General features: G+C 38.7%; 21 protein-coding genes. 7 read left to right on the top strand and 14 right to left on the bottom strand.

Annotated features, from left to right (window positions below; genetic code table 11):
- Positions 1-69 precede the first annotated feature (69 nt).
- From wrbA to GMJ66_RS09515, 6 genes are all read right to left on the bottom strand, one after another.
- Complete coding sequence (gene wrbA / locus GMJ66_RS09540) at positions 70-675, bottom strand: NAD(P)H:quinone oxidoreductase (RefSeq protein ID WP_156290097.1); 606 nt, start codon at positions 673-675, stop codon at positions 70-72.
- Between the two features lie 326 nt (positions 676-1,001).
- Positions 1,002-1,787: a carbon-nitrogen family hydrolase gene (locus GMJ66_RS09535; RefSeq protein ID WP_156290096.1), complete on the bottom strand. Its 786-nt coding sequence runs from the start codon at positions 1,785-1,787 to the stop codon at positions 1,002-1,004.
- A 51-nt stretch (positions 1,788-1,838) separates the two neighbouring features.
- Positions 1,839-2,438: a response regulator transcription factor gene (locus tag GMJ66_RS09530; protein ID WP_156290095.1), complete on the bottom strand. Its 600-nt coding sequence runs from the start codon at positions 2,436-2,438 to the stop codon at positions 1,839-1,841.
- The gene (locus GMJ66_RS09525) at positions 2,435-3,571 is read right to left on the bottom strand and encodes a sensor histidine kinase (RefSeq protein WP_156290094.1); all 1,137 of its coding nucleotides are present in this window, start codon (positions 3,569-3,571) and stop codon (positions 2,435-2,437) included. Before GMJ66_RS09525 ends, GMJ66_RS09530 begins: the two co-directional genes overlap by 4 nt.
- A gap of 304 nt (positions 3,572-3,875) precedes the next feature.
- On the bottom strand, positions 3,876-4,928 hold the full coding sequence (locus GMJ66_RS09520) for a fatty acid desaturase (protein ID WP_156290093.1): 1,053 nt from the start codon (positions 4,926-4,928) through the stop codon (positions 3,876-3,878).
- 207 nt (positions 4,929-5,135) lie between these two features.
- The gene (locus tag GMJ66_RS09515) at positions 5,136-5,840 is read right to left on the bottom strand and encodes a phosphoribosylaminoimidazolesuccinocarboxamide synthase (protein WP_156290092.1); all 705 of its coding nucleotides are present in this window, start codon (positions 5,838-5,840) and stop codon (positions 5,136-5,138) included.
- Between the two features lie 429 nt (positions 5,841-6,269).
- Here GMJ66_RS09515 and GMJ66_RS09510 point away from each other — a divergent pair, with 429 nt between their 5' ends.
- Positions 6,270-6,884 carry an NUDIX hydrolase gene (locus GMJ66_RS09510; protein WP_156290091.1) on the top strand — a complete coding sequence of 205 codons (615 nt, stop codon included), beginning with the start codon at positions 6,270-6,272 and terminating at the stop codon, positions 6,882-6,884.
- A 93-nt stretch (positions 6,885-6,977) separates the two neighbouring features.
- On the opposite strand, the gene GMJ66_RS09505 is transcribed toward GMJ66_RS09510, so the two are convergent.
- Entirely contained in the window at positions 6,978-8,900 is a 1,923-nt protein-coding gene (locus GMJ66_RS09505; RefSeq protein ID WP_156290090.1) for an ATP-dependent DNA helicase, read from the bottom strand.
- Positions 8,901-9,200: 300 nt separating this feature from the next.
- On the opposite strand from GMJ66_RS09505, the gene GMJ66_RS09500 reads away from it, so the two are divergent.
- Both GMJ66_RS09500 and GMJ66_RS09495 read left to right on the top strand, forming a co-directional pair.
- Entirely contained in the window at positions 9,201-11,021 is a 1,821-nt protein-coding gene (locus GMJ66_RS09500) for a LysM peptidoglycan-binding domain-containing protein (RefSeq protein WP_156290089.1), read from the top strand.
- Positions 11,022-11,452: 431 nt separating this feature from the next.
- Entirely contained in the window at positions 11,453-12,514 is a 1,062-nt protein-coding gene (locus GMJ66_RS09495; RefSeq protein WP_156290088.1) for an NAD(P)/FAD-dependent oxidoreductase, read from the top strand.
- 421 nt (positions 12,515-12,935) lie between these two features.
- Here GMJ66_RS09495 and argH read toward each other — a convergent pair whose 3' ends face one another.
- The 3 genes from argH to GMJ66_RS09480 all read right to left on the bottom strand — a co-directional run bounded on the left by argH (position 12,936) and on the right by GMJ66_RS09480 (position 16,898).
- Positions 12,936-14,363, bottom strand: a complete 1,428-nt coding sequence (argH, locus tag GMJ66_RS09490; protein WP_156290087.1) for an argininosuccinate lyase — start codon at positions 14,361-14,363, stop codon at positions 12,936-12,938.
- Positions 14,360-15,613, bottom strand: coding sequence for an argininosuccinate synthase (locus tag GMJ66_RS09485; protein WP_231514884.1), 1,254 nt, complete (start codon positions 15,611-15,613; stop codon positions 14,360-14,362). Before GMJ66_RS09485 ends, argH begins: the two co-directional genes overlap by 4 nt.
- A gap of 637 nt (positions 15,614-16,250) precedes the next feature.
- A complete protein-coding gene (locus GMJ66_RS09480) occupies positions 16,251-16,898 on the bottom strand; it encodes an SDR family oxidoreductase (protein WP_156290085.1) in 648 nt (215 codons plus the stop codon).
- A gap of 394 nt (positions 16,899-17,292) precedes the next feature.
- Between GMJ66_RS09480 and GMJ66_RS09475 the strand changes: the two genes are divergently transcribed.
- A complete protein-coding gene (locus GMJ66_RS09475; RefSeq protein WP_156290084.1) occupies positions 17,293-17,823 on the top strand; it encodes a GtrA family protein in 531 nt (176 codons plus the stop codon).
- 377 nt (positions 17,824-18,200) lie between these two features.
- On the opposite strand, the gene pstB is transcribed toward GMJ66_RS09475, so the two are convergent.
- The 4 genes from pstB to GMJ66_RS09455 all read right to left on the bottom strand — a co-directional run bounded on the left by pstB (position 18,201) and on the right by GMJ66_RS09455 (position 22,108).
- Complete coding sequence (pstB, locus tag GMJ66_RS09470) at positions 18,201-19,040, bottom strand: phosphate ABC transporter ATP-binding protein PstB (RefSeq protein WP_156290083.1); 840 nt, start codon at positions 19,038-19,040, stop codon at positions 18,201-18,203.
- A gap of 106 nt (positions 19,041-19,146) precedes the next feature.
- Positions 19,147-20,034: a phosphate ABC transporter permease PstA gene (pstA, locus tag GMJ66_RS09465; protein ID WP_156290082.1), complete on the bottom strand. Its 888-nt coding sequence runs from the start codon at positions 20,032-20,034 to the stop codon at positions 19,147-19,149.
- Positions 20,034-20,987 (bottom strand): phosphate ABC transporter permease subunit PstC, encoded by a 954-nt coding sequence (gene pstC, locus GMJ66_RS09460; protein WP_156290081.1) that lies wholly within the window; start codon positions 20,985-20,987, stop codon positions 20,034-20,036. Before pstC ends, pstA begins: the two co-directional genes overlap by 1 nt.
- A gap of 98 nt (positions 20,988-21,085) precedes the next feature.
- The gene (locus GMJ66_RS09455) at positions 21,086-22,108 is read right to left on the bottom strand and encodes a PstS family phosphate ABC transporter substrate-binding protein (protein ID WP_156290080.1); all 1,023 of its coding nucleotides are present in this window, start codon (positions 22,106-22,108) and stop codon (positions 21,086-21,088) included.
- A gap of 264 nt (positions 22,109-22,372) precedes the next feature.
- Here GMJ66_RS09455 and GMJ66_RS09450 point away from each other — a divergent pair, with 264 nt between their 5' ends.
- From GMJ66_RS09450 to GMJ66_RS09440, 3 genes are all read left to right on the top strand, one after another.
- Positions 22,373-22,744 carry a CidA/LrgA family protein gene (locus GMJ66_RS09450; protein WP_156290079.1) on the top strand — a complete coding sequence of 124 codons (372 nt, stop codon included), beginning with the start codon at positions 22,373-22,375 and terminating at the stop codon, positions 22,742-22,744.
- Positions 22,737-23,426, top strand: coding sequence for an LrgB family protein (locus GMJ66_RS09445; RefSeq protein WP_156290078.1), 690 nt, complete (start codon positions 22,737-22,739; stop codon positions 23,424-23,426). Before GMJ66_RS09450 ends, GMJ66_RS09445 begins: the two co-directional genes overlap by 8 nt.
- Before the next feature lie 90 nt (positions 23,427-23,516).
- A complete protein-coding gene (locus GMJ66_RS09440; protein ID WP_156290203.1) occupies positions 23,517-24,989 on the top strand; it encodes a potassium/proton antiporter in 1,473 nt (490 codons plus the stop codon).
- Positions 24,990-25,032 lie beyond the last annotated feature (43 nt).

Raw genomic sequence — 25,032 nt, 5'->3', positions numbered from 1 at the left:
ACTTTTCGGAGCAGGGATGTGTCTTTTCATAAGAAAACTGATCAGGATCTCTCCTAATCAGTATTCCATCTAACCGCCGATTATTTTTGAAGCAACTTCTATTGTGCGTTTTGTTTGATGTTTCACAGCATCTTCCACATTTTCTACCATCGATCCATCTTCCTGTGATTGGGTTACACTTGTTCCGTATGGGTTACCGCCAGCACCGAAAAGAACCTGATTCGTGTAACCTGGAGGCACAATAATCGCTCCCCAGTGCATCATTGACGTATATAAGGAAAGAATGGTAGCTTCCTGTCCACCATGGGGGTTAGATGCCGATGACATGGCACTTACCACTTTGTTTACGGTTTTTCCTGAACCCCACAATCCACCTTGCAAGTCCAAGAATTGTTTCATTTGTGAGGAGACATTACCAAAACGGGTTGGTGTACTAAATATAATCGCATCTGCCCACTCAATATCTTCCGATGATGCCTCTTGAATATCCTTCGCCTCATCATAGTGAGCTTGCCAGGCCGGGTTTGAAGCGATTGCTGCTTCAGGTGCTAGTTCTGGAACCTTTCGTAATTTAACTTCTGCACCTGCCTGTTCACCAGCCTCTTTTGCCCAGTTAGCCATTTTAAAATTTGTACCTGTTGAGCTGTAGTAAATAATTGCTAATTTTACTGCCATGTGTTTTCCTCCTTTTTAATGAATGATTGTATTCTAATTACAGGTTTAATGTTTGCATAATACATGAAATTATTTATTAAAATGGAAATAAAAAGGGAGGTTGGGGGAAAACTGTGTTCGTTAAGGAAAAATCCGAACGATGATTCGAAATTCTTCATTTAGAATTCGAATTTAGTTCGGATTTTTCTTTTAATAATGCTCTTTTCTAAAAGATTGGGACTGCCGTTACTCGTCCTTTCGAAAAGATTAGCTTCTTTAACTTATAATCACTCGTTTTAAGGGTTGGGTATTTTAATTGTGTCCCAGCCTCTATCTCTTGTTCTTGCTTAATACATCTCCGGTCTTCTGCTTTTGAATATTGGTACGTCCCTCCTGATTTTAGGAACAGATTCCAATGATAAAGATTCTATGATTGTCTCTTCCCTTGTTTCACTACCAATTTGTAAGACTTCTCCCCATGGATTAACTACCATCGATGTTCCGGCAAAATCTTCACCATTATAGCTGCCCACACGGTTAGAGGAAACAACATAAAACTGATTTTCAATCGCCCTTGCGATTTGGAGTGCTTTCCAATGTTCCTTTCGTGCTGTTGGCCATTCTGCGACAACATACAATATTTGAGCACCTTCAAGTGCAAGACTTCGTGCCAATTCCGGAAAACGTAAATCATAACAAATAATCAGACCCATCTTCACTCCGTCCAGCTCAAAAACTGCCGCCTTATTCGTGCCACCCGCTAAATATTTTGGTTCATTAAGCATTGGAACGAGATGGATTTTGTCATAGGTATAAACCATGTCACCTTTTCTATCTAGTACAATACTGGAATTATAAAACCTGCCATCTTTTTTATTAGCAATAGAGCCACCTATTATATTGATTTGATACGTTTTCGCCAGCTCTCGCAAAAATGATGTCGTTGGCTCCCCATCTATATCTGCCAACCCATCCAATTCTGGCAATGTATAAGCCGTTGTCCACATCTCCGGAAGTACAATAATATCCGGATTTTCCTTTTCTACCGTTTGCTTCACCCAAGCCTCTACTTTGTTCCTATTCTCCCCTGGTTTCCCCGCTACAATATCCATCTGAAAAATCGCATGCCTCATGGTAACAGGCACCTCCCGAAATTTGTTGAAATATGTCGAATGAAAGATTATTTATTTAAACCAGCCTTTTTCCTTAAAACGGGAAATGGCTTCAATTCGATTACTGACATTCAGTTTATCAAATATCACTGAAACATAATTACGCACGGTACCTGTTGTTAGATACAACTGATTGGCAATCTCTTTGGTGTTCTTCCCATCTGCAATCAGCTTAATCACCTGCTCCTCACGCTCTGTCAGTGGATTCTCCTCCTCATAGGCAATATCCACTAATTCAGGAGCATACACTTTCCGACCATCCATAATTACACGTATCGAATTAGCCAGCTCTTCACTAGGACTATCTTTTAACAGATAACCGCTTATTCCGGCTTTTCTTGCTCGCTCGAAATATCCTGCTCGAGCAAAGGTTGTTAAAATAATAACCTTACAAGGGTCGTCTTTCAATTCCTCCGCTGCATCAAGACCACTTTTTACAGGCATCTCTATATCCATGATGCATACGTCTGGCTTCTGCTGTTTAACAAGCGAAATGGCTTCTTCTCCATTTTTCGCCTTTCCTACAACCTCCATACCTTCTTCCAAATCCAAAAGTGCACCGAGGGCTCCAAGTAACATACCTTGATCCTCCGCTATAACAATCCGAATCATGATAATCCCTCCCGTTTGATTTGGTCAGCTAATTTTGGAACTTGGATAGTAATCAAAGTGCCTTCTAATGACTCCACTTTAAGATGTCCATTCACAAATTCCAGCCTTTCTCTCATTCCACGCAATCCATTTCCTTCAAGTAAATTGGGACCATCAGAGATGCCTTTCCCGTTATCACAGATTCGAATTAATACTTCACTAGGTGACTGTACAATGGACACTTTGCAGTTTGTTGCATTACTATGTTTCACTACGTTTGTAACTGCTTCTTTTAAACACATGCTTAATACATTTTCTACTAAAAGGGGAGTATCTGCCAGATCAGGATTTCCTTTCAGTTTAAATTCAATTTGAGCAGCCTTTAACACTTGGCTAATATGCTTCACTTCATCTTTAAGCTTAATGCTTTTCATCGTAGAAACAATTTCACGTACTTCGTTCAATGCGGTTCTTGCAGTTTGGTGAATATCATTTAATTCTTTTTTGGCTTTTTCTGGTTCGATTTCTACCAGTTTTCCTGCTAAATCACTTTTCAGACCAATTAAGGAAAGCTTTTGTCCTAATGTATCATGTAAATCACGTGCAATACGTTGCCTTTCCTCTGTAACCAGTAATTCTGAAATTCTTTCATTGGCAGTTTCTAATTCATTTTCCAATTTCTCACGTTTATTTCTGTTATACATGTTGAATGGTAATAGAATGACACCTATGATCGTTATAACAATAAAAGGCATCTGTGGAAAAAAGAGTGGAGTTTGCAGCACAAACCCAACACTAACTGCCGCAATGGTTGTTACAAGATGTACGACATACAAGGTGATAAACCCTGCCTTATGTTGAATATTACCAATGAAAAAGGCTAGAAAGAGGGCAAAATAGACATACCCAAAATACAAGGTCATTCCGATACTTATCACCATTTGAATGCCAACTGAAACATAAACTGTCCAGCCTTTTTTTATAAAAGCTAAGCGGTAAGTCGTAAAAAACAGGACAATCATTAATATGCCTACCGTAATTTCAAACAGGGACGATAACCGTAAAATAAAATAGAATGGAAGAAGACAAAATATAATCCAAGCATATAAGCTAAGCCCTGTGTTTTTCGAAAAAATATGATACCAATTTTGCATGAACGTTCCTCCATTCCAATTTTCATAACACTTTGAGATAAGTATAACAAATTTTTTAGTAATACTCGCATTTGCTTGTATTTTAGTGAATGTGTTTGTTTTCCTTATGCTTGGAACGCTAAAATTTTGGGTATGTAGAATTTATAAAATGTAACTTATGAAAAGGGTCTAAATAACGATCTACCATATACTTGGGACGTTAAAACTTCAGATAAGTCTAACTCACCCCTTATCTAACATTTTTACTTTCCTAACGCGAAACAGAAAAACCTCCCACTTTTTTAAGAGGAAGGTCTTTTGGTGATTATTCTTCTTGGAATTTAGCTCTGCTCATTTTTATTTTCAGGTTGGTGCTTTTATTCTTTTGCAACGCTTTATATTCTTTAAAACTTACAAAGGAACGACTTGCCTGATCATACAAACGGAATCGAATGGATTCCAAGCTGGATTTCAATGTAATCGTCGTTGCATTTTGAAGTGGTGGGGTTGATTCATGTGCCTTTTCCAATTGATAATTTGGCACTCTTGGACTCAAATGATGAACATGGTGAAATCCAATGTTACCGGTAATCCATTGTAAGATTTTTGGCAGTTTATAATAAGAACTTCCATCCACAGCCGCCTTTACATAATCCCACTCTTCTTCATTTTCAAAATAAGAATCCTCAAATTGGTGCTGGACATAAAATAACCAAATACCTAACGAACCTGCAACGAATAGAACTGGGAGTTGGACCATTAAGAATGCCTGCCATCCAATTGCCCAAATCAAAAGCGCATATATTACAACAATCGAAGTATTAATCAAATACGTGTTCCAGCGCTCCTTCGGTTTAGCTCCTTTTCGATTAAACCGGTTATCGATCAGGAATAAATAAAGTGGTCCTAATCCAAATAGAATAATTGGATTGCGGTAAAGCCGATAAGCTAGTTTACCCCAAATAGAAGCATTGGCATATTCCTCCACGGTCATAATCCAAATATCTCCGGTTCCACGTTTATCGAGATTACCGCTTGTAGCATGGTGAATGGAGTGCGATCTTTTCCACTTTTCAAAAGCGAAATGTGTAATAATCCCGGTTATTGTCCCTAATATTCGGTTGGCTTTACTATTTTTGAAAAATGACATATGTGTGCAGTCATGGAAAATAATAAAGATCCGAACGACAAAACCTGCTGCTGCGATAGAAAATCCGAGGCTTAACAATATGGAGACGGATAAACTTTGATATGCAAGATACCAAAGCAGAAAGAATGGAATAAATGAATTGGCGATTTGTATGATACTTGCCTTTATATCTGCAGTTGCAAAAGAGGCAACACTTTTTCGCAATTGTGCTTGTTTTTGTTTACTCATGATTTCCTCCTAAAATGCAATTTAACTTCTTACCTTTACTATGTAGTTTACGAGCAAATGGAAAACTTTATAAGTCATAAACGTAAGCAAAACGATATGACAACTGTCATATGGTGCCTGTCACTTCCCGGAATTTGTTGGATTTTGTCGAATCGGATTCCAGAAAAAGGAGCTGAAACCTTTATGGCATTCAGCTCCTTTCCCATATTATTTTGTTATGGTAACTGGTGACGGCCCCAATAATAATTTTTCCAATTCTAATGGATGGACATATTCTCCATCTTTATAAGCCCTCATATTGCCACCGGAAATTTCATCAATCAAAATAATCTGATCATTTTCATTTCTGCCAAACTCCAATTTAATATCATAAAGTTCTATTCCCTTTTTAGCTAATTCGTCTTTAATAACTTGGGAAATCACTTTCGTTAGATTTTTTAAAATTCCGTATTCCTCTTTTGTTAGAATTCCAAGCATATGCAATGCATCGCGACCAATTGGTGGATCACCACGTTCATCATCTTTTAAGGTTACTTCCACGAAGGAATCCAAATGCTGGCCTTCTTTTGCGTATCGACCATATCTCCTTAGAAAACTTCCGACCGCACGAAAACGGCAAATTACTTCTAAGCCTTGGCCAAACACTGTTGCAGGTACTACTTTCATCTCTTTTTCTTTAATATTCGCATCCACAAAATGCGTCGGTATATTTTGCTCTTTTAATTTTTCAAAGAAAAACTGGCTTAACTTCAACCCTGCTTTTCCTGCTCCTTCAATGGAAAGTCCCACTGAATTTGCACCTGGATCAAACACACCGTCTTCACCTGTAACATCATCTTTAAATTTCAGCAAATAGTTTCCATCTTCTAATTCATAAACATCTTTTGTTTTACCAGAGTATACATATTTCATTTAGGGCACCTCTTTGGAAGAAATTAGTTAGAAAACTCATAGAGCCATTTCTTAATAAAGAAAACGCTTGAGTTTTACTTGGGACTTTAAAATTTTTACTCTGTTGAATGACTTTTTCGTAAAAATTCAATTTACCCAATCTTTAAGTTATTATTACATATTCCATGCTCACTGTCACGGTTATTTTTGGACTATTTAATTTTTAGGTATGCATTTCCGGGGAAATCGTGCTGGAAAAGGGGTAATCCATTCATTAATCATACTATTCCATCTAAAGTCTGGACACAGTTGGTTCATAGAAATTATAGTTGGTTTATATTAATGTTAACTCCAAGTTTAGATTTGTCTTATCCCTTATCAGGAGGGATTAATTTTTACTGGATTTTCTGTATAATAGACAGTAACTATTTGCTCAATGGAGGTGGCAAAATGGATTCAATCGATATTATAACTAAATTAAAAGGCCGGAAACCTTCTATTTTAGGGGAGAAAAACTATTTTAAATCTGCCGTGCTGCTTCCACTTGTTGAAATCGAAAACGAGACACATGTTTTGTTTGAGGTTCGATCAATGAAGTTACGGACACAACCAGGTGACATTTGTTTTCCAGGCGGGAGAATTGATGAGGAAGACGAGACTCCAAAGCATTGTGCCATAAGAGAAACAACAGAGGAGTTAGGCTTGAAAGAAACCGATATTACAGATGTCATTCCTCTCGACTATGTTGTGGCAGACATGGGCAGGATCATTTATCCTTTCATTGGACACATTAAAAACCCCGATAAGATTATTCCAAACGAGGATGAAGTAGGAGAAATCTTTACCATTCCACTGAACTACTTACTTCAAAATGAGCCGGAAACGTATAAAATTTATTTAGAAATTAAACCAGAAGATGACTTTCCATTTGATTTAATTATCGGCGGAGAGAACTATCAATGGCAAATGCGTCACATCGATGAATTATTCTATAAATACTACGGAAAAGTAGTATGGGGCCTAACCGCCAAAATACTCCACCACTTCCTGCACCTACTCAAATAGGTGCCTGTCACTTCCCGGTTTTTGTCGTAATTTGTCGATAATACCTGAATCAAAAAACGAGCAGCTGGGATTAACGACTGCTCGTTTTGACTTTTACATTATGATTTCCACAGGCAATACATCGGCTATTTCTTGTAAATAGTTCTCTTTTTCTTTCACACTCATCCAAATATGCACCTTACCATAGTCCTCACTTGTCCGAATCAATCGGCCGACACCTTGGCGTAAACGAAGCAGCATGTATGGGAGATCTACTTCCTTTTCAGGCTGGGACGCGTGTTTTCGCTTTGCTTTAAACACGGGGTCATTTGGCGGAAATGGGAGGGATGAAATAATCACTTGTGTTAATGATTCCCCAGGAACATCCAACCCTTCCCAAAGGTGATATGCACACAATACGGTTTCATCATTGATTTGGAATTTCCGTACCGTTTCACTGATTTCCTGATCCCCTTCATAAAGAATGGGGAAAGGAAATTCTTCTTGCTCGGCCGAACTTCGATATTGATCCATTTCTTCTTTGGATGAAAATAATAATAACGAACGGCCCTGATTCTCACGAAGTGCTTCGGCGATTTGCCCCCACTTCCCATTATCATTTGTATGTCCAAATAACTTCATTTGCTTCTCATAATTAAATGGCGAATTTACCGAGAAAGAATCATACTTTTCGATTCCCAAGCTGTTGGCTATATACGTAAAGTCTCCAGCTTGGGAAAGGGTTGCAGATGAGAAAACAAATGGCATGTTCTGTGAAAATACCTCTTTTCTAAGAACATCTTCCACAAGACGCGGCATGATAACCAGACTCGTCGTATCCTGTTTTTCTTCGAGCCAATAGATTCCCTTATTATCTTTTAAAAGAATCTCCAATCCATTTGAGAAAAACTCCAAGAACTCTTCCATAATCTTCATGTAATAATCGTCCATGGTGAATAATTCAGAATCAAAAACAAGTTCCTCCAGCAATTTATTTACTTTGCCAAAAAGTCCTTCTACAGCTTGAATAATTTCATTTGTAAGAGCGACTTCTCTGCGATTGGAACCTGCAACTGCATGGGAAGCATCTGCTAACATATCAAATAAATCATCGTTCCCCATTAAAATGTCTTCCACTAAAATCAGTGATTCTTCACGCACATCCTGTCCCATGTAACCTGTAAGTACTTTCGTAATCGTATCTAAGTTATATCGATAGGTTAGGCCCTTCTGTGCAGCGAACTCCAGTAAATGCCCCTCATCGAAAATGACTGCGCTTGCTTCTGGTAAGAGTGGCATTTGCCCTTCTCGTTTGCGTGACTCCTTTGTCCAAATATGTTCCATATAAAAGTCATGTGAACATACGATAATATCGGTTGCATGTCGGTAATATTCCCGGTTCAGTGTTTGCCCACTACGATGCCGCCATTCACAGGTAGAACATTGCTGCAATGGATCCCAGGCGATGTTTTCCCATACTTCATTTGACACCCACGGATACTCTTTTCGGTCCCCATATCTTTCAAAGGATTTCATCGACTTCCCTGTATCGAAAACAAATTCCGGTATTTCGTCATATACTTTGGAAATCGCCTCATCACTCGTTTTATTTACTATCGCATCGAGTTTACGCACACAAACATATTGCTCACGTGCTTTCGCGAGACGAACATCAATATGAAGTCCTAACGCTTTTTCGAGCTTTTCAATATCTCCGTCTTTTTTTACAAGCTGTTCAATTAATGTTTCATCCGCACAGGAAATAATAGCAGGCTGCCCTTTATATCGAGCATAACAGATTGCATACAGCAAATAGACAAAGGTTTTCCCCGTACCAACTCCTGCCTCTGCAAAAATGGTTCGCTTCTGTTTAAATGCCTGTTCCAGCTGAAATGCCATATAAATTTGTTCATCACGCAGTTCATACCCTTGCTCAGGCAGAATATCGTAGAACACGTCCCCGACATAGTCCCCCAAACGCTCAAAAAAGTTTTCCGTTTTTGAAACGGTAAATGGTAGTGATTGTTTTCTGTTCATTATTTACTCCTTCATCAAAACATATTGTTCATTCCCAATTTACCTATTCTATCGTATCTTTACAAATGATGTTATTTATTTGGTTCACTTTATTTCATTTTACCACGTGACTAACCGGCTGTAAGACCTTCCCTTCAAGAATGATAAGTGGGAGACTTGTAGCCAGTGAACCCTTGACTCGTACATCTAACTCAGTGGGAAAAGGATTCAAGAATCACTTTATCATTTCTAACATGATACAAGAAATGAATGCATATACATATGGCAACCATTATGTTTTATACCGAAAGTAGGGATTTCATGCAATATTTTTATACGGTGCAGCCTACCGATACACTATCTAATATCGCAAGTCGTTGGGAAATACCGATTGCCTCTTTAATTTCTGCAAACAACCTCCGTTCACCAGATCTTATTTTTGTTGGTCAACAGCTTTCCATTCCACCAGGTGTCTTTCGCTATCGTGTTCGACCAGGTGACAGTGTTTATAGCATCTCCCAATTATTCCGCATTCCTCCATCCGTTCTTATTCAAAGTAATCAACTGAGACCCCCATACATTATTTATATTGACCAATTACTTTATGTACCTCCTGGTTTGCCTTATTACATTGTTCAACCTGGTGATACATTATATGAGTTGGCTGGGCGTTTTAACGTGAGTACAGATGGCAGAAGAAATACAGAACTGCTGCAGCAGGTAAATCAGCTACCATCCGATTATATCTTTCCAGGCATGTGGCTGCAGATTCCGTATGCTCCTCCTGGAGGGGAAGGAATGATTGCTTTTAATACGAATCGCGGTGGTGAATATGATATTTGGCTTTATTATTTAAAAGACGGCTCCATCACTCCGCTTACAAGTGGCTTAGCCGATTCCTTTTCCGTTCCTGAATGGTCTCCTAACGGCAGGAAAATTGCCTTTGCAGGGGAAAATAGAATCTTATATTTAGTGAATGTCGCCGAACAATCCTTTGCAAATCTGGATCAATTTGCCGAAAATGATAACTTAAGTCTGGATTGGTCACCAGATAGTACTAGGCTTGCTTATTCCACAAGAAATCAGATTATCCTTTATAATGTTACAGACCATACCTTTTCAACCATAGAACAAGTAGGTGCAACAGATGTTCGCTGGTTTCCGAGCGGGACGGAGATTCTCTTTCAAGCACCTGATGAGAATGGCATAAGCCAAATTTATCGGATGTTTACAAATGGTACAGGAAGAAGGAGAATAACGAATAACACAGACGGTCCACTTCATAATGTTCGATTATCTCCTAACGGCAGCTTTGTCTTATACACTACCCCAGGTGTGAGCATATCGCTTATTCATACCATTGAACTTTCCACTGGAAATATATATGGTTTGGAAGGTGGCCCACTAGCGAAAAACTATTTTCCAAGATGGAATCCAGACTCCAGAACGATTGCTTATAGTGCTACGGCGTATGAAGACAGGGAATATTATAATCAAATTCGAACAGTAGGAAGGCGTGGAGAAAACGAGACCATTCATGCGATTTCCAATTGTTTTGCAAGTCCTGTTACTTGGTCACCTGAAGGCAGGAGAATGGCTTATTTGTCTGGATGCACAGAGCAGGGCTATGCTCGTGAAATGTGGATGATCGACTTAGAGCATCCGGTTCCAATTAAATTGGTTGAAGGAGAATTTGTCATTGCTTCTCTGCAATGGGCTCCCCCTGTAAAAATGCCTCCTGTGATGGAACGTACTTATACAAACCAACAGTATCGGGTTACTTTCCAATATCCAGCCCATTGGCAGCAAGTAACGGAGGAGCGGTTTGAAGGTACGGATGGATTTTTCCAAATTTCAGCGATATCAGGAGAAAGTTTAGATGAAGTTTGCCATGGGGAAGCCTTTCAAACACTTATGCCATATGGTTCCATGCCGGAAATAGTTCAAACTACCATCCAAAGGGAACGAGCATGCTTTATTTTCCCTTCTGAGGATCAGCCCTTGGAAATGAATCAGCAGGCTGCACTCATTGTAACCTACCCCGAACCAGTTGAAATAAATGAAACAACCTATAACTTTTTTATTCTATGGGCGGATGAACCGCATATTCGGAAAATAGCATCTACTTTACGTTTTTTATAACTAAGGGGGGCTTTTGATAAGTTTAGTTGCTTTTTATGGTTGTCGTGTATAAATTCTTGACTAACTTTAGATGCTAAGTTGGTGTTGTACCTACCGCTCGCGGAAATACTACGCGTACCTTAGGGCAACCCGTGAGCCCACACGTGCTATCGCGTTTTTAGGGTGCTTACTGTGGTCACTATTCCCGTAGGTGTCTCCGTTTCCCTCCAGGGTGCCTGTCACTTTCCGAAATTTGTCGTATTTTGTCGTGGGTCTATCATAGGGTATTTAACATGTTTAATTTCCGGCAATTCTTCATAAAATAGTACAGCATGTTTAAAGGCATACGTAACAAACACTTTATTCTTGTCAAGGGCGTGACAGCCATCCCAAACTCTGATAATCTAAATGTGGATAATAACGAAAGGGTTTCAACTTTGGGGGGTAATTACATGAAAAGGCTTGTCATTTTAGGCGGGGGATATGGTGGTATCAAAGTATTAAATGGATTATTGGACTATCAATTACCTGAAGATATACAAATATTTGTTGTGGACCGAAATCCGTTCCGGTCGCTAAAAACTGAGTTTTATGCAATTGCAGCCGGAACCTCAGCAGAAACCGACGTGCGGGTGGAATTCCCTGAAGATCATCGAGTAACATATCTGTTTCGTGAAGTAACAAAAATTGACACCGACAAACAGCAAATTCTATTTGAAGATGGAGAAGATCCTCTTCCATTTGATTATTTAGTGATCGGTTTAGGTTGTGAAGATAATTATCATGGTGTTCCGGGAGCAAAGGAGTTTACCGAAAGTGTTCAAACCTTTGCAAAAGCACGACATGCTGGACTGTCCGTCTCTAACTTAAAGGCTTATGGAAAGGTATCGGTTATTGGTGCCGGGTTAAGTGGAATAGAAGTTGCTTCAGAAATTAGAGAAAGCAGACCAGATTTAAATATAAGACTGTTAGATCGTGGGCCAACTGTTTTAAAAGCCTTTGATTCAAAAATACAGGAATATGTTGAAAAATGGTTTATCGAAAATAATGTAGATGTCATCCACCATTCCAATGTGGAATACGTGGAAAAAGATGGGGTTTGCAATAACGGTGTCTGTTACCTGAACGATGTGACTATTTGGACAGCGGGGGTTCGCCCGAATTATTTAGTTCGAGAACTTCCAGTTGATAAAGATCAGCACGAAAAAATAATAACGAATGAATTTTACCAAGTACCAGCGCAGCCAAATATTTATGTGTTGGGTGATTGTGCTGCCTCCGAACACTCACCAAGTGCACAATTGGCCATGCAGCAGGGAGAGCAAGTCGCCGAGGTATTACTTGCAGTGTTTCATCATAAAGAACCAAAAAAACCGAAAGAGATCAAGCTGAAGGGGACGCTCGGTTCTCTAGGCAAGACAGACGGGTTCGGCAATATGATGAAATACCCAATGATTGGATTTCTGCCCAGACTGGCAAAATCCGGCGTTCTTTGGCTAAGCAAACGCCACTAGTTGACAGTTGGTATAAAAGGATTGTGCTGAAATAAGCACAATCCTTTTATAGTTAGGGTCTCCGTTCGTCTACTCACCATATCCAAATCCTCATCATTCTATACATTTTTTACAAAAAGTTCACATACAGCTTGCAGTGATTTAATAGTTCTTCTGTACCATGAAGTTAAAGGCTGTTAAAAATTGTTTTTTATGACATGTTTTATATAAAGAAACAAGGCAACAAAGCATGCGAAAAGAGCCAAGATAAAAAGGAGAGATGAAACATGCGATTCTTAGCTAAGTTTTGCATCAGTTTTGTTCTTGCAATACTTTGGTTTTTTTAATATCCAGATTTAAAATTCTTCACTTTCCTTATGTATGTGAAAACATAACCAAATCAAACAAAAAGGCACCCAGAACATTCTGAGCACCATTTACTTTATTTTTTCAACTGACCATTGATTAAGTTCCCTTGCGTTTCAATCCAGTCTTCTGTGACTTTTAAAAACACAGATGCCTTTTCCATCTGCTCTTCCACTCTATTTTTTGCTGTACCACCAGCAACATTTCGAGCATTCACCACTGTTTCAGGGGTAAGCGCGTCAAAAATATCATCCTCAATCAAACTGGAATATTTCTGGAACTCTTCTACAGTCAGATCCAACAAATATTTGTTATTTTGAATACAATACAACACCACTTGCCCAACCACTGCATGGGATTCTCTAAATGGCATACCCTTTCCAACAAGGTAATCCGCTAAATCCGTTGCATTAGAGAAGTCTTCTCTCACTGCATTGTACATGTTTTCCTTTTTCACTTGCATCGTTTCAACCATTGGAGCAAACAAAGCCAACGCACCTTTTAAGGTTTCCACCGTGTCAAACATGCCTTCTTTATCTTCCTGCATGTCTTTGTTATACGCTAATGGCAATCCTTTTAACGTCGTAAGCATTCCTATTAAGTGACCGTATACCCGACCTGTCTTGCCACGAACAAGCTCTGCTACATCTGGGTTTTTCTTCTGCGGCATCATGCTGCTTCCCGTTGAGAACGCATCATCCAATTCCACAAAATTAAATTCCGCACTCGACCATTGCACGATTTCTTCGCAAAGCCGGGATAAATGTGTCGATACAAGAGATGCATTGGATAAAAACTCCACGACAAAATCACGGTCACTTACCGCATCCAGACTGTTTTCACAAATCCCATCAAAACCTAATTGATCAGCAACAAATTCCCGATCAATTGGAAAAGTTGTTCCTGCTAGTGCACCAGCTCCAAGCGGTGATTTGTTCACCCGCTTCCAGCTGTCTTTTAGCCGTTCTACATCACGCTGAAACATAAATACATATGCCATCATATGATGTCCAAATAATACCGGCTGGGCCCGCTGCAGGTGGGTATACCCCGGCATAACCGTATCCAGATTTTGTTTCGCCTGATTCAAAAGGGATTGCTGTACTTTTACGAGAAGACTGGTCAAATCAACCAGTGCTTCCCGCAAATACAAGCGCATATCCAGTGCAACCTGATCGTTTCTGCTTCGTCCCGTATGCAGTTTCCCACCTACAGGACCAACTTCCTCGATTAAAAGCTTTTCGACATTCATATGAATATCTTCATTTTCTGCCGATAACTCCGCTTCTCCGCTTTCAATTTTACCGGCTACTTTCTTTAACCCTTCTGCTATTTTGTCGGCATCTTCACTCGAGATGATCTCACAAACCTTCAACATTTCTACATGGGCGAGACTTCCTTGGATATCGTATTTTGCTAATTTTTTATCAAAATAAATGGACGCTGTATACTCATCTACTAGTTCATTGGTTGGTTTTGTAAATCGTCCGCCCCATAGTTTCACGGTTTAACAGCTTCCTTTACTTCCAGTTTTACTTTCTCTGTTGATTTGTCTTTCGCATGTGTTTGGTTTACGGATGCATGAACTTTTGTTGGTAGTCCCCATAGTTTGATAAAGCCTAGTGCAGCTTCATGATCAAATGCATCGTCTTTATTATAGGTTGCAAGGTCAAAGTCATATAAAGAGCTAGCAGATTCACGTCCCACTACCTGTGCTTGACCTTTGTACAGTTTCACTTTAACCGTACCAGATACATGTTCCTGTGTTTCTTTAATGAAAGCTTGAAGTGCTGCTGTTAATGGTGAATACCATTGACCGTAATAAACGGTTTGAGCTAATTTCTGTTCTACAGTTGGTTTGAATTCAGCAACTTCTCTTGGCAATGTTAATGCCTCTAATTCCTGATGTGCTGCAATCAAGGTCATCGCAGCAGGTGCTTCATAAATTTCACGTGATTTAATTCCAACTAAACGATTCTCGACATGATCAATACGTCCCACACCATGTTTTCCAGCTATCTCATTTAATTCCAAAATGAGTTCATCTAGTGGAAGTGCTTTTCCATCAAGGGATACTGGCTTCCCTTTTTCAAATGTAATCTGAACTACTTGTGGCTCATCTGGTGCTTCTACAGGGTCAACAGTCAAATCATATGCTTCTTTCGGCGGCTCTGCCCAAGGGTCTTCCAGTACACCACATTCATTACTACGTCCCCATAGATTTTGGTCGATACTAAACGGATTATCTAAATCAATTGGAATTGGAATATTGTTTTCTTTTGCATATTCAATTTCTTCCTCACGGGACATTGCCCATTCACGGACCGGTGCAACGATCTTCAGCTCCGGATTTAATGCGGTAAAGGAAACATCAAAGCGTACTTGGTCATTTCCTTTTCCTGTACAGCCATGCGCAACCGCAACTGCACCTTCCTCTTCTGCAATATCCACTAAAATTTTAGCAATCAATGGACGTGATAATGCTGAAATTAATGGATATTTTCCTTCATATAATAAATTTGCCTGTAATGCAGGTAACACGAACTCATCTGCATATAATGATTTTGCATCTACAACATACGATTTTATGGCACCAACATCAATGGCTTTTTTCTTTACAAAATCCAAGTCTTTCCCTTCACCTACATCAAGCGCCACGGCAATGACATCGAAATTATATTTATCTTGTAACCACTTAATTGCTACGGATGTATCAAGTCCACCAGAATAAGCTAAAACTATTTTATCCTTCATTAATGATATCCCCTCTCGAATATGTGCTATTAATGAATTATTATGCATCATTTTGCATAATAATTCAAGTGTTTTTTTGAAAATTTTTATTTACATGTTAGAAAAGTGTAAAATTTTGGCCAAGAAGTGGGGAATCTAGCTAAAACTTTAAATTCCTAAGTATAAAGAAAAGTAAAGTGAATCTTCAATCAGTGGGGGGGTCCATCCCCTACTAATAGTTAGTACCACAAGGGTATGACCTAAAGGCCTCTGAACGAATCAGAAGTTTACTGGCTGGTTGGTCCCCCACTTATAATTCTTGATGAGGCATCTCGAATTTTTGAAGTGGGGGTCTTATATCCAGTTAATCACGTGATAAACACATTCACTAAAAGACGAGCGAATACGAGTTTTCCCCATATTTGATATGCTTATAGGATTTATTCATCGAGTAACTAAGCTGTAAGACCCCTAATTGAAGAATTCGAGAAAAAACAAGTGGAGAAGGGCAGGCAGTATTCTGCGGGGGCTGTCCTTGTAGTACTAACAATCAGTCAGAGGGGAGAGCAAAGGCCCCTCCGATTGAAGTTTTACTTTATAATGTGCATTCAGATGGAAAGAGAGGAGCTCCCCTAACGCACGAGAGCCCACCTTACTTTTACAAATTCTTCAATGCCTCTTCCACAGTACTATCACCGGACATTAAGTCAAAGGAGCGCTTATATGTGTTTTCTTCCGTTAAAGAGGCTACAACTGTTCTGGCCACATCCTCACGTGAAATGGTTCCCCTGTCCAAGTTCTCTGCTGCTGCCACTCTTCCTGTACCATTCTCATTGATTAATCCACCAGGACGAACAATCGTATAGTTTAAATCAGTTGTCATTAAAATCCGATCCGCATAGTGTTTGACAACCATGTATGGCTTAATTGGGCTGTCCTTCCAGCTATCCCGATTATGTGCCTGAAATGCACTCACCATTACATAGCGTTTAGCTCCAGCCATTTCTGCAGCTTCCATCGATTTAACCGCTCCATCTAAGTCAACAAGCAACGTTTTATCCGGCCCTGTTTTGCTGCCGGAACCAGCTGTGAAAATTACTGCATCAGATCCCTTGATTGCCTCTGCTATTTCTTCCACACTGCCTTCTAAGTTGGAAATCACTGCCTCCATCCCGGAATTTTTTAACGCTTCTGCCTGTTCCTCACTGCGTACCATCGCTCTTAATGTGTGATCATTGCTATCTTTTAATAGTCGCACAATGCGTTTTCCGACTTGTCCATTAGCCCCAATTAATAAAACCTTCATTGTCCAATACCCCTTTCTTCTCCTTTAAACACCTCTATTTTTTCAAAAATAGGGGTATTAATCAAAATAATTGCTCCGTCACAATATCTTTGGGGTTACTTATAACACTTTTTGGTGCCTGTCACTTCCCGGATTTTGTCGAATATTGTCTTGTATAGTATTCACATTTTTGCACAGATTATTTCCTAAATGTTAAAAGATTGTTTAGATTGCACCTATGGGGTAGAAACTCCCTTGGTCGTCGTTTACTTTTATGATAAAATGCCATTAAGAAATTTCAAAACTATCTTTTTACAATACAATTCTTCAACGGAGGAATACTATGTCACTGTAAGCATACGATTTACTTGTCAAATAGAACTTACTTAATCTCATGTAGAATCTAGGTGTGATCATGCCCATTATTCCTACCAAAAACCGTGAAATAGTGTTTCAGGCCATCCAATTCAGTCTTATAGGTATATTGAATGCATTAATTGATATCGGTTCATTAAATCTGCTTCTATTTCTTTGGCCTACAGAAAACAGTTTGTTTTTACTTTTGTTCAATACCATCTCCTATATGTTAGCGGTTGCGAACAGTTATTTATGGAACTCCAACTTAACATTTCGAAAAACAGCATCTAAAAACAGAAAAGAAGCGTTTTACTTTCTCATTCAAGCATTGATAAGTTTAATTATAAGCAATATCGTTTTTGTTGGCGGGTCGTTCTTTTTAGGAATATTGCCAATTCCAACCATTGCTGAACAAAACATCGCAAAAGGGGCAGCGATGATTATCTCTTCTGCTGCGAGCTTTATCTTTATGAGATACTTTGTATTCCAAAAAGGAAGAACAGTGTCCTATCATTTAAAAAGAAAAGTACCCCATAAGTCTTTTTCGGTAACTAAGTCAAAAACGGTACATTCGCATAAGAACAAGTAAAAAAAAGGAGCATCATTCATCAATATGAATGACGCTCCTTTTTTTAATTGCTTTTTATTATAATCGAATTAAACTACTTAGCATCCAACAAGCCATTGGACTAACGTATTCTCTTATTCAGCAGAAAAGAATATAAAGTGAATCTTCAATCAGCAGGGGGGTGGTTTCCATCCCCTACTGATTGTTAGTACCACAAAGTGAGACCCGCAGGCCTCTGAAAGAATCAGCAGTTTACTGGCTGCCCGTCCCCTACCACTTAGAATTCTTGAGGCATCTCGAATTCTTCTCGTTAAGGGTCTTACAGCTAGTTAATCACGTGATTAAAAAATAGCGCCCAATATTTGCAGCGCTAATCATATAAGTAAATTCAGTTGATTTTATCCAAATCTACCAGAAATATAATCTTCTGTACGACTATCTGATGGATTGGTGAAAATCGTATTTGTCTTATCGTATTCCACTACTTCACCGTTTAAGAAGAAAGCTGTTTTATCTGAAATACGAGCAGCTTGCTGCATGTTATGTGTCACGATAATGAGCGAATACTCTTTTTTCAAATCCTGAACCAACTCTTCAATTTTAAGTGTTGATTTCGGATCCAATGCAGATGTAGGCTCGTCCATTAGGATAACGTCTGGCTGAACCGCAAGAGCACGTGCAATACATAAACGTTGCTGCTGCCCACCAGAAAGTCCGTACGCATTTTCATTTAAACGATCTTTGACTTCATCCCAAATATAAGCACCGCGAAGACTGTTTTCAACAATTTCATCGAGTATCTTCTTATTACGGATTCCATGGATCTTTGGACCATAAGTGATGTTTTCATAAATGGATTTAGGAAATGGATTCGGTTTCTGGAATACCATCCCTACTTGGGTTCTTAAGTCTTCCACTTTAAAGGATCGGTCTAGAATATTTTTCCCTTTATAGGCGATAGTTCCTGTAGTTCGAACACCTGGAACGAGCTCCACCATACGGTTCAGCGTTTTAATATAAGTCGATTTCCCACATCCGGATGGTCCGATAATCGCTGTTACTTCTTTTTCATTAATTTCTAAATTGATATCTTTCAATGCATGTGTCTCAGAATACCATAAGTTTAAATCCTTTGTATCATAAACAATCTTACCCGATTCTACAGTTGCTGCTTCCGTTTCTTCATCTTGCTTTGATTTAACCTGTACTTTCATTTTATTATTTGCAAGAGTACTCATTTTCCCACTCCTTAAAGATTTGGCATATTTGCTTATTTACACTCATATTATAAACGTACGAGTCACCAAACATGCACTTAAGCTCTTGTTCATAACTCTAATCCAATTAATATCTGTGCTGAAATTTGTTTCGAATAAAGATTGCCACAGAGTTCAGTACAAATAATAGGACAAGCAGAACGATAATCGTTGCTGCAGCAAGGTTTGCATATTCAGCGACCAATGATGCATCCAATGTCCAATAATAGATTTGCATTGGCAGCGCAGTAAAGGTATCAAACAGACCCCCCGGAAACGGGATCAGCAATGCTGGTATTCCGAGTACCGTTAATGGCGCTGTTTCACCAATGGCACGTGACAATGATAAAATAGAACCTGTTAAAATGCTTGGTAATGCTGCAGGCAAAATAATTCTTCTAATCGTTTGCCATTTTGTCGCTCCCATACCATAGGATGCTTCAGACAATTGAGCTGGAACTGCCCTTAATGCTTCTTGGGCAGAAACAATTAAAATCGGCAATACCAGAAGTGATAACGTTAAACCACCAGCTAATACCACATTGCCGAAGTCCATTAATCGAACAAAGATAGTTAAACCAAGTAGACCGTAAACAATCGAAGGTACACCTGCCAAATTGGAAATATTCGTTTCAATAAATGATTGAATCTTCCCTCTTTTCGCATAAAGCTCTAAATAAATCGCTGTAGCTACACCTATGATAAGCGTCACCGGGATAACAACGAGCATAACCCATACTGTACCTAGTAGTGCTCCCATAATACCCGCACGATCAGCATTTGTAGATAATCTGCCTGTTAGAAAGTCTATATCAATCCAGCTAGCACCTTGCATAACTACTCTTATTATTAAAACGGCGAGGACAAGTAATCCGAATAAGGTGGAAAGGAGGAAAATAGATTTCCATATAGCATTTTTTCTAACTCGGGAGTTCATTTTGCTTTTTAATTGTGTCGCATCAACTTGTTTAATCATTAATATTCCTCCCTAAATTTACGAGAGATATACCGTGCAAGTAAATTCATAGTTAGTGTGAATACAAATAGCGTTAACGCAACAGCGTATAAGCTATAATATATGGTCGACCCAGCGGGAGCCTCCCCACCAGCGACTTCAACAATATATGCAGTCATTGTCTGCATAGATTGAGTAATGTCAAAAGTAAAGTTTTTGGAGCTACCACTAGCAATTGTTACAATCATCGTTTCACCGATAGCACGGGAAATACCAAGAACAAATGATGCAATGATTCCAGAAAATGCAGCAGGAATTACTACTTTTAAGGTTGTCTCCAATTTTGTAGCCCCCATAGCCAGCGAACCTTCACGCATTGCATTAGGGACAGATGTCATTGCATCTTCCGAGAGTGATGCAATCATCGGAATAATCATAACCCCCATTACTAGACCAGGACTTAAAATATTAGTTGCTTCTACCTCTGGCCAGATAGCTCGGATTATAGGTGTTACAAATGTAAACGCGAAAAACCCGTATACGATTGTTGGAATACCAGCTAAAATTTCCAGCAACGGCTTTAGTATACGTCGTACACGATCAGATGCATACTCACTTAAATAAATTGCAGACATTAGACCTATTGGGCCTGCAACAAACATTGCGATAATAGTGGAAATAATCGTACCATTAATTAGAGGCAGTAGTCCAAATTCCGGATTTTGACTCAGAGGTTTCAATACTGTACCAGTAAAAAATTCCCAAATTGGAACTCTCTTAAAAAACTCAATAGCCTGACTTAATAACGTATATAAAATTCCTAGCGTTGTTAAGATGGTTATCGATGCAAGAAGAAATAAGATGGTAGGAATCAGTTTTTCAAATAGATTAGATATATTTTTTTTCTTCTTATTTTGCGCAATCATTTCGCTGACATTAACAGCTTCTTTCTTTGCTTCGCTGTTTTTCGACATTTCTACTGTGACTCCTTCCTGCATATTAACTCACAATAAGATGAGAGCACACTAGGGCCCTCATCTTATAAAAGATTCATTGTGAGTTGTACTTTTTATTATTGAATAGCTGCTTCTAATTCATCTAGTTGAGTTTGTACTTCTTCCTCAGGAATTGGAGCAAATCCAGTTTCACCAGCAAATTCATTAATGCTTTCTAATACGTATCTTGCATAATCAGCAACTTGTGGTTTTTCTTTCGCATTATCTACATTTAAGTACGTAAATACTGGACGAGTGAAGTTTTCATAAGGACCTTCTTCATCAATTGTATCAAGTGAAGGAATAACTGGACCATCACCAAAGTCAATACCTACTGCTTGTACTTGATCCTGGTTGTTATCATAGTAACCAAAACCAAAGAATCCAATTGCATTCGTATCTTCAGCTACTAGTGTTACAAGAGTTGAATATTCCTGTTGAAGATCGATTGTGTCAACTAAATCTTGTTCATCAAGGATTTCTTCATAAAAGAATTCATAAGTACCGTGATTTTCATTTGGACCATAAGTTTGAATTTCTTCATCTGGCCAATCAGCATTAATTTCAGACCAATTTGTATACTCTCCTAAGAAAATATCAATAACTTGCTCTTCTGTCAATTCTGTTGCCCAATCATTTTCAGGGTTAATTACGATAGTTAAACCATCTAATGCTACTTTTAATTCCATTACTTCAATACCTAATTCATCTGCTTTTGCTTGCTCTTCATCCTTAATTTGACGAGATGCATCGTTAAAATCTGTTCCATCTTCTACTAAGAATTTTTCAAAACCAGCACTTGTACCTGCACGACTTACTTCTACGGATACATTTGGCTGTTCATTAATCATATATTCCTCAGCTAGTCTAGACATTAATGGATAAACCGTACCAGATCCATCAATAACAACATTTCCTTCTAATTCATCAGAAGCTTCTTCAGTTTCTTCTTCAGCTGCATCGTCTCCTGAAGTGCCTTCTTCTGTTTCTTCAGCTGGTTCTTCGGTGTTTTCTTCCTCTTCCCCTGCTCCTCCACAAGCTACTAGTACAACTGCTAGAGCTGCAATGATAAGGAACATAAGATACTTCTTGAAATTCATAATTAATTGTCCTCCCCTAATATGAACTTAAATTATTAAACGAGTATCCTCGTCTCACTTTCTTAGTATAGTATTTAATTGTAAAGAAGGTATGATGTGAATGTAAAGCTTTTGTAAATTTGTAGATTTTGTCGTAGGAATTTAGCCTATCTTGTCAGAATACTCCGAAGAGAGTAAATTGTTGTCGATTCTGAATCCTTCTTTTTGTATATAAGTCTTGCTATACTAATAATTATTATTAATAGTAATGGGAGTTGTAAAAACGTGCTTCATATCTTAAAAATCGCTTGGCACCTATTAATCTTGTATACTATTTTCTTAATAGGGAATTGGATTCAGCAAACATTTCACTTATTAATACCGGGGAGTGTCATCGGAATGATTATTCTCTTCTTATTGCTGGTGACCAACACGGTAAAATTATCCTGTATTGAGGACGGGACGAAATTTATGGTTCGTCATCTCACCCTATTTTTCATTCCGGTTACGGTCGGAATCATGAGCTATTTTGATTTGTTTCGGGGAAGAGGAGTCCTCCTGGTCATCATTGTCATCTTAAGCACGATTCTCGTCATGATTAGTTCCGGATGGATTAGTCAATGGCTTATCATGAGAAAGGAAGCAAAACATGATTGATATTTTAATAGCGTTTAGTATGGTTTTAGGCACCATACTTATTTATAAACTGTCATCAATTATCCACACCAAATTTCATTTTCCTTTTACATTACCTATCTTCATTTCAACATTGATAATTATCATTCTATTGGTAGCACTGGACATACCATATGAAACCTATATGGTTGGCGGTGACTGGATAAGTGAGTTGCTCGGTCCAGCGGTTGTAGCATTAGCATACCCACTATACAAAGAGCGGCAACTGTTAAAAAAACTGGTTATGCCCATCCTTATTGGAACAAGCTTCGGAGCTGTAGTTGGTATTACTACTGGTGTCATTCTTGCAAAATGGGCAGGGTTTGAACATGAAATTCTTTATACGATTAGCTCCAAATCTGTAACGACACCTGTATCCATGGCCATCACCGATTCTCTAGGAGGAATTACCCCTCTTGCAGCTGTTTTTGTCATGATAGCTGGAATTAGTGGTGCTGTATTAAGTTCCTATATTTTTAAATACACTAAAATCCATCATTATTTAGGAAGAGGAATCGGTCTTGGAAGTGCTTCCCATGCAATCGGTACAGCAACCGCATTGGAAAACAGTGAAGTCGAGGGATCGATAAGTTCTATTGCCATGATCATTAGTGCAATGGTTGTATCGATTATTACTCCTTGGGTCATAAGTATACTGCTCTAGTTATAATATAAAAAAGATGGTAAGTTTTATTTTTGGCATAATTCGCTTTATAATAAGATTATATAGATATGGAAGGATTGATTGGTTAACGTGAGTGTTGTAGGTGGTTTATTATTTTTAGTTTCAATTATGCTAATCATTGGTGTACTGGCAACAAAATTCTCTTCACGTTTGGGATTGCCCGCTCTAGTCCTTTTCCTAATTGCTGGGATGCTCCTTAACAATTTTCTATTCTTTAAAGATGTTGAAATGACTCAGTTTATTGGAACGTTAGCCCTCATTATTATTCTTTTTGATGGTGGTACGCAAACAAAATGGTCCAACATCCGGCCGGTTATAGGGCCCTCTGTTTCTCTTGCCACACTTGGTGTACTAGTCACGACTTTTATAACCGGATTAGCTGCCATGTATATATTAAATTTCAACCTATTGGAAGGAATGCTGCTAGGAGCGATTGTCGGATCCACCGATGCTGCCGCAGTTTTCTCTGTTTTAGGAAATAAAAATTTCAAGAAACGTCTAACGGCAACATTGGAGGTTGAGTCTGGTTCCAATGACCCAATGGCTGTATTCTTAACGATCGTATTAATTGATTTAATCCAGATTCCGGATATGTCTATTTGGTCTGCTATCGGAACTTTCTTTTTACAAATGGGACTTGGGTTGTTGATAGGTCTCTTACTCGGTAAGCTGACAGTATTAGTGATTAATCATATTAAATTGGATATTTCCGGTCTTTATCCCGTACTTGCATTAGGGTCAGCTGTTTTTACATATGCTGTTACAGATTCCCTTGGTGGCAGTGGATTGCTTGCGGTGTATGTCATGGCTGTATTCGTTGGAAATAGTGATTTAACGTATCGGTTTTCTATCCTTCGATTTAGTGAAGGGTTTGCATGGATGATGCAAATCGTCATGTTTACCTTATTAGGATTGCTCGTATTTCCTGGTGATTTGGTTGAGGTATTCTGGGAGGGTATTCTCATTGCCATTATCCTCATGTTTGTTGCACGCCCAATTGCAGTTTTCATTAGTTTGCTATGGATGAAGTATCGTGTGAACGAGAAAATATTTATTTCCTGGGCAGGCTTAAAAGGTGCAGTACCTATCGTATTAGCAACCTACCCGATATTAGCTGGCCTGGAAAACAGTAACTTAATTTTCAACACCGTCTTCTTCGTAGTCTTCATATCAGCACTTGTTCAGGGGGGGACATTATCCTGGCTTGCTGAAAAACTAAAACTAACCGGAGATGAAGATGACAGTCAGGCAACCATTGAACTGATTAACCTTGGTAATACCGATTCTGAAATTATGAAGGTAACCATTCACAAGCACTCACCAGCCATAGGCAAATCTCTTAATAATTTACCATTGCCTTCAAACACACTAATCATCGGTATAAATAGAAGCACGAAATTACTGACACCTACTGGGACATCCGTCATTCATAACGGCGATACTGTATTTGTTTTAAGTGATAAGGAAAAACGGAGAAAAGCAAAAATTGCATTAGTAGGAGAAGAGGAGAAAGGAAAAGAAAAAAAACCAAAAAAAGCATAGTGCATATTCGTATTTTATAGCTTACATTTTCCTATGTAACAAA

The sequence above is a fragment of the Oceanobacillus salinisoli genome, assembly GCF_009733865.1.
In the GTDB taxonomy this organism is placed as follows: domain Bacteria; phylum Bacillota; class Bacilli; order Bacillales; family Amphibacillaceae; genus Oceanobacillus; species Oceanobacillus salinisoli.
This window is presented reverse-complemented; position numbering and strand designations above follow the sequence as displayed.

Excerpts from the sequence above, each read along its gene's own strand:
- wrbA (WP_156290097.1), bottom strand. The coding sequence starts at position 675 with ATGGCAGTAAAATTAGCAATTATTTACTACAGCTCAACAGGTACAAAT.
- GMJ66_RS09535 (WP_156290096.1), bottom strand. The coding sequence starts at position 1,787 with ATGAGGCATGCGATTTTTCAGATGGATATTGTAGCGGGGAAACCAGGG.
- GMJ66_RS09530 (WP_156290095.1), bottom strand. The coding sequence starts at position 2,438 with ATGATTCGGATTGTTATAGCGGAGGATCAAGGTATGTTACTTGGAGCC.
- GMJ66_RS09525 (WP_156290094.1), bottom strand. The coding sequence starts at position 3,571 with ATGCAAAATTGGTATCATATTTTTTCGAAAAACACAGGGCTTAGCTTA.
- GMJ66_RS09520 (WP_156290093.1), bottom strand. The coding sequence starts at position 4,928 with ATGAGTAAACAAAAACAAGCACAATTGCGAAAAAGTGTTGCCTCTTTT.
- GMJ66_RS09515 (WP_156290092.1), bottom strand. The coding sequence starts at position 5,840 with ATGAAATATGTATACTCTGGTAAAACAAAAGATGTTTATGAATTAGAA.
- GMJ66_RS09510 (WP_156290091.1), top strand. The coding sequence starts at position 6,270 with ATGGATTCAATCGATATTATAACTAAATTAAAAGGCCGGAAACCTTCT.
- GMJ66_RS09505 (WP_156290090.1), bottom strand. The coding sequence starts at position 8,900 with ATGAACAGAAAACAATCACTACCATTTACCGTTTCAAAAACGGAAAAC.
- GMJ66_RS09500 (WP_156290089.1), top strand. The coding sequence starts at position 9,201 with ATGCAATATTTTTATACGGTGCAGCCTACCGATACACTATCTAATATC.
- GMJ66_RS09495 (WP_156290088.1), top strand. The coding sequence starts at position 11,453 with ATGAAAAGGCTTGTCATTTTAGGCGGGGGATATGGTGGTATCAAAGTA.
- GMJ66_RS09485 (WP_231514884.1), bottom strand. The coding sequence starts at position 15,613 with ATGAAGGATAAAATAGTTTTAGCTTATTCTGGTGGACTTGATACATCC.
- GMJ66_RS09480 (WP_156290085.1), bottom strand. The coding sequence starts at position 16,898 with ATGAAGGTTTTATTAATTGGGGCTAATGGACAAGTCGGAAAACGCATT.
- GMJ66_RS09475 (WP_156290084.1), top strand. The coding sequence starts at position 17,293 with ATGCCCATTATTCCTACCAAAAACCGTGAAATAGTGTTTCAGGCCATC.
- pstB (WP_156290083.1), bottom strand. The coding sequence starts at position 19,040 with ATGAGTACTCTTGCAAATAATAAAATGAAAGTACAGGTTAAATCAAAG.
- pstA (WP_156290082.1), bottom strand. The coding sequence starts at position 20,034 with ATGATTAAACAAGTTGATGCGACACAATTAAAAAGCAAAATGAACTCC.
- pstC (WP_156290081.1), bottom strand. The coding sequence starts at position 20,987 with ATGTCGAAAAACAGCGAAGCAAAGAAAGAAGCTGTTAATGTCAGCGAA.
- GMJ66_RS09455 (WP_156290080.1), bottom strand. The coding sequence starts at position 22,108 with ATGAATTTCAAGAAGTATCTTATGTTCCTTATCATTGCAGCTCTAGCA.
- GMJ66_RS09445 (WP_156290078.1), top strand. The coding sequence starts at position 22,737 with ATGATTGATATTTTAATAGCGTTTAGTATGGTTTTAGGCACCATACTT.